4 protein-coding genes are annotated in these 4,208 nt (G+C 61.3%); all 4 read right to left on the bottom strand.

Going from position 1 to position 4,208, the window contains the following annotated elements; translation table 11 throughout:
• Window positions 1–249: 249 nt before the first annotated feature.
• Complete coding sequence (locus tag WBB95_RS16210) at window positions 250–1,107, bottom strand: DUF3991 domain-containing protein (RefSeq protein ID WP_424488509.1); 858 nt, start codon at window positions 1,105–1,107, stop codon at window positions 250–252.
• Between the two features lie 14 nt (window positions 1,108–1,121).
• Complete coding sequence (locus WBB95_RS16205; RefSeq protein ID WP_424488508.1) at window positions 1,122–1,859, bottom strand: ATP-binding protein; 738 nt, start codon at window positions 1,857–1,859, stop codon at window positions 1,122–1,124.
• Entirely contained in the window at window positions 1,852–3,399 is a 1,548-nt protein-coding gene (locus tag WBB95_RS16200) for a hypothetical protein (protein WP_424488507.1), read from the bottom strand. Before WBB95_RS16200 ends, WBB95_RS16205 begins: the two co-directional genes overlap by 8 nt.
• Window positions 3,377–4,208: ParB/RepB/Spo0J family partition protein (locus WBB95_RS16195; RefSeq protein WP_424488506.1), on the bottom strand; the 832-nt coding region annotated here is incomplete at its 5' end. The genes WBB95_RS16200 and WBB95_RS16195, both read right to left, overlap by 23 nt.

The following is a 4,208-nucleotide window of genomic DNA, read 5'->3' as shown; positions in this document are numbered from 1 at the left end:
CGGCTGGTGCTCGGGTGGAATCCCCAGCCATTTGAAATAGGGATCAAACGCGTCTTTCGTCATCTTCTGATCCAGCGCAAAGTCCAATTATCAAGCTATAGTCTATCTTGCGACCGAAAACTATAACGCTCAGATAAAGTGACCCAGCTGGGCTCAGGTAAATTGAGCCGTTGGCTCACAGCAGTGGGTTGTGCTGCGGACTTTGTTGCGGCGAAGCCGTCACGAGGTCGGCGATGCTGGCGACGAAGTTTATCGTCGCTCTGCGAGAGCGTCGTTCCAGTCGTGGGCTGGCGGGCGTAGTCGTTGGACGGTGGGGTAGAGCGCGATCATCTGGGTGGCCGCGTTGTCGCCGGGTTCGTCGGCGTCGAAGCCGCAATGGATCTCGTAGCCGCGAGCGATCAGTCCCTTGAGCCAGCGTGGATTGGCTCGCGCGCCGGAAGTGGAGATACAGATGCGATTGGGATCGATGGCGCGGCAGCTGATGGCATCGATGGCTGACTCGCAGAGAACGATGCTTCGAGAAGCTGGGGCGGCGATCCAGAAGTAACCTGAGTCCTTGCGGCTGCCCACCGCCATGCCGCGCCAGACTCGCGGACCGCTGCCCCGCAGTTCCGCGCCCACCGGCCGGTTTGCTTTTCCGGCTACCAACAGAAAGACGGCGTTGCCACGGCTGTCCGCATACAGCTTGCCGGATTCGACCAGCGGCGCGAGCAGCGAAGCGGGAAGATGCCGGCGGCAAGTCAGATACTGCAGTACCCGCCCCAAGCTGCGATCGTCGCAGACGGGTAGGCAGAGCTTGTCAATGGTCGAATCAGTTCGCGTTCCGACAGCGACCGAGCCCACCGCGAAGTTCTCTTCGAGCCAGGTCACCGTGGCCCGGAAGTCGATGGCGGCCAGGTGCATAACCAGGTCGATCGCGCCGCCTCCGCCCACGCCGCGCCGCCAGTTGATGAACTTGGCCCCGTTTACCGAAAGAGGCCCCTGTTCGGTGTGCCACTTCGAGCGGTCGCGCTCGTCTCGCGTCGCGCCGCGGACGGCGAGCACGTTTTCCAGCGACAGTTGCCGAACCGCGGCGGCCCGCTGGCGGAGGTCACGGTCCCAGTTCACTCGTCACAGCCTCATCAATCTTTGTTCAGCTGGGCGCGGAGTGTCTCGCAGTTCTTCATATTGATCACGTGACTGGTTTCGGTCAGCCGATCGATGAGCGCGGCCGTGAGGTGCTTGTTCCTGAGGAACGAACCCCATTCACTAAAGCCCAGATTCGAGGTGATCAGCGTCGTCTTGCTCTTGTGGCGTTTCTGCATCAGCGTAAAGAACAGGCCGACCTGCGCCGCTTCGACTTCCACATACCCCACCTCGTCGATCAAGAGGCAATCGTAGGACAGGTACTTTTTGATCACCTTCTCCTCCGAATGGTCGGCCAGCGAGGCATAGAGTTCGGCGACCAGGCTGGCGAAGGGAATAAAATAACCTCGATGCCCGCGATCGATGGCCTGCAACAGGAAGCTGGTGGCCAGACCCGTCTTGCCGCAACCGGTCGGACCCATCCAGACCATGTTCTGCTGCTTGCTCATGTAGTCGAAGCTGTCGTACAGCGACATGATCCGCTTGCGGTCCAGTTTCCGTTGCCGTGCGAAGGGGAACGTTTCGATCTCCAGCAGCTCCGGAATGTGGGCTCGTTTGCGGCGCAGCTTGCGGGCGCTCTCGTTCTTGATGCGGCGTTCCGCCTCGAACACGTGTCGCAGCAACCGCTCGGCACTAAAACGCTTTCGCTTGACTTCCGTCAGCGTCTCATCCCAGCGGGCCAGCAACCCATAGAGCCGCAGATACTTCAAGGTCTTTTTCAGCTCTTCATCCATCATCTTGCTCCTTACCTGGTTGGCCCGCCCGGTCGTTGTCCGCTTCGTCATCATCCGGCAGCAGGTCGTCGTAGATGGACAGATCCGGCTCGTCCGTCAAGCAGCCCTCCTGGTAAGCCGGCCGCTCACGAAAGCTGTCGTCCACGTCGGCTTCGGGCAGCTGCTGGTCTCCCTGGCTGATACAGAACCAGGCGATGCGTTCCAGAGTCTCGATGTGCGTGACCCGATAACGCAGAGCCCGCTGCAAGGTTCGCGCGAAGATGGCCTCGGTCACGCGCCGGCTTAAAGCGAACAGCTTGCGGAGGAAGCGGTGACGCTGAATGCCGGCCGTCTGGAGGGCGTAGTCCAGATAGGCCTCAACGCCCCGGCCCATGCCGCGGAGACGTTTCTCTTCCTGCATCGAACCGTGCTTGCGGTGCTTGGGCAGGTGCCGAGGTGGCGGTTGCCCCGCGGGACTGAATCGCTCGTTCTTGACGCCGTCGGCTGGTAACTCGTACTCGACCAGACAGGTTCGCTGCTGAAAGATTTTCAAACGGTCCGCGTACTCGAGCAGCTTGACTTCGTCGCGCTTGCCGCCGGGCACCCAGTAGTAGTTGCCGGCGAACGCCGCGTAGCCGTACTGATCCGTGCCCCGCTCGTGCGCGATGTAGGGCCCGATCAGGTGCGGTGGCAATTCGGTCAGGTAGGCCCGCTCGTGCTCGAAGGCCTTGGCCGGAATCAAGCCGGTTTTGCTGACGGGGCGATGGTCCAGGCGATCAGTGGCCCACTCCAGCGCCTGCCGGTTCATGTCCTCCAGGCTGTCGAAAGTGCGTCCGGGAAGGAAGCTTGTCTCGGCCGTCCAGAAACTTCGTTCGTTGCCGGCTTTGCGATTCGCGTGGCGGATCTCGTGGCAGCGGAACTCGAAGCCGTAGCGGTCCGCGAAGGAGGCCATCTCGGGGACGATCACCGCCCGGCTGCCGCTGCCGCGGAGCCGCGCCAGGTTGGTGTTGTCGATGATGCACTGCCGGGCCGAATAGCCCCAGTGCATCAACGCTTCGTGCAGAAAACACTTCATCGCGAAGCGGTTGAAAGCGCGGTAGAACTTCAAGTATCGACGCTTCGAGTAACGCAGGTACAACAAGCTGGTGATGATCTTGGTCCGCTGGCCGGCCAGCGGGACCTGATACACCGTGGTGTCGTGCTGCATTTCCAAACCGGGCTCGTCCGGCACGCGATCGCAACGCGCCGGTCGCGACTTGCCCAGGCCCAGTTCGCGGAGCAACCGCGTTAAAGTCGGATAGCTGACCTGGATATCTTCTTCCTCGACCAGCTTTTCGTGTACCCGCTGGATCCAGCCCTGGCACTCTCGATAGAGACGCCCCAGCAGTTCCGGGTCAATGTGGATCTTGTCCTTGCGGACCGTTTGCGGCATCTGGCCTTGCTGCCCGATGATGGAGCGCACCGTGTTGCGGCTGATTTTGAACTGACTGCTGATCTTCCGCAGAGGGATGCCCTTCAGATGCAACTGATAAATGGCGTTACGCATGTCCGGATCGATCATGAAACTTCTGGATCCTTTCTTGAAATGGCTGCAGTGAGCTGAGCAGGCCGCCGGCTAGCAGGTTGGCCTGGGCATGGAAGGCGCGACTGTCCAGACGCGGGTCTGCGCACTTGGTCATTACCCGCCGCATGTATTTCCGCAGGATCTGCAGGTCTTTCAGCAGCGTTCGCTCCGGCTGGCTGCAGCCTTCCCGATCCTCCGGCACGTTTTTCATCTGCTCCAGCGACCAGCCGAACTTGCCCGCTTCGATCGCTTCCCGCAGCGAAGCCGGTCCGCCGAAGTAAGCCTGGGCCAACAGTTCGATGTCCCGCACGCTGAGCTGCTTGCCGGCCAGCGACTGCACGAACCGCTCGATCTGGTCGGCGGTCGTCGCGTTCATGCGCCTGAACGGCCGCAGCGTGTACATCCAGCAGTAGACGGGGAAGGCTCCGGCCAAGAGGAGTTCCTGAATCGCCGGACTCATTTCCTCCCACAGGCCGCGCCGCATGCTGACCCAGGCCTTGCTCCGTCGCAGCGTCTGGGCGACCTCCAGCAGCGTCATGTTGTGGAGGGCCAACAGATCGACAACGAAGCGGGCTTGTTCCAGAATCGTGAGCGTCTTGTCATTGCCCAGTCGCATCAGATGCACGATGCCGGCTGCTTCCTGCTGGCCCAGCGAAGCGTATGGCACGCAGTCGATGCCTAGCTTGCTACAACAGCGATAACGCTTGAAACCATCCAGCAGGAAGCGACCATCTTCGGTATCGACACCTTGCAGCGGTTCTTCGATGCCTAGCTCGGCGATCGAGGCCAGCAGCCGCGCTTCGCCG

Source organism: Pseudomonas sp. (genome assembly GCF_049645325.1).
Lineage (GTDB): Bacteria > Pseudomonadota > Gammaproteobacteria > Pseudomonadales > Pseudomonadaceae > Aquipseudomonas.
This window is presented reverse-complemented; position numbering and strand designations above follow the sequence as displayed.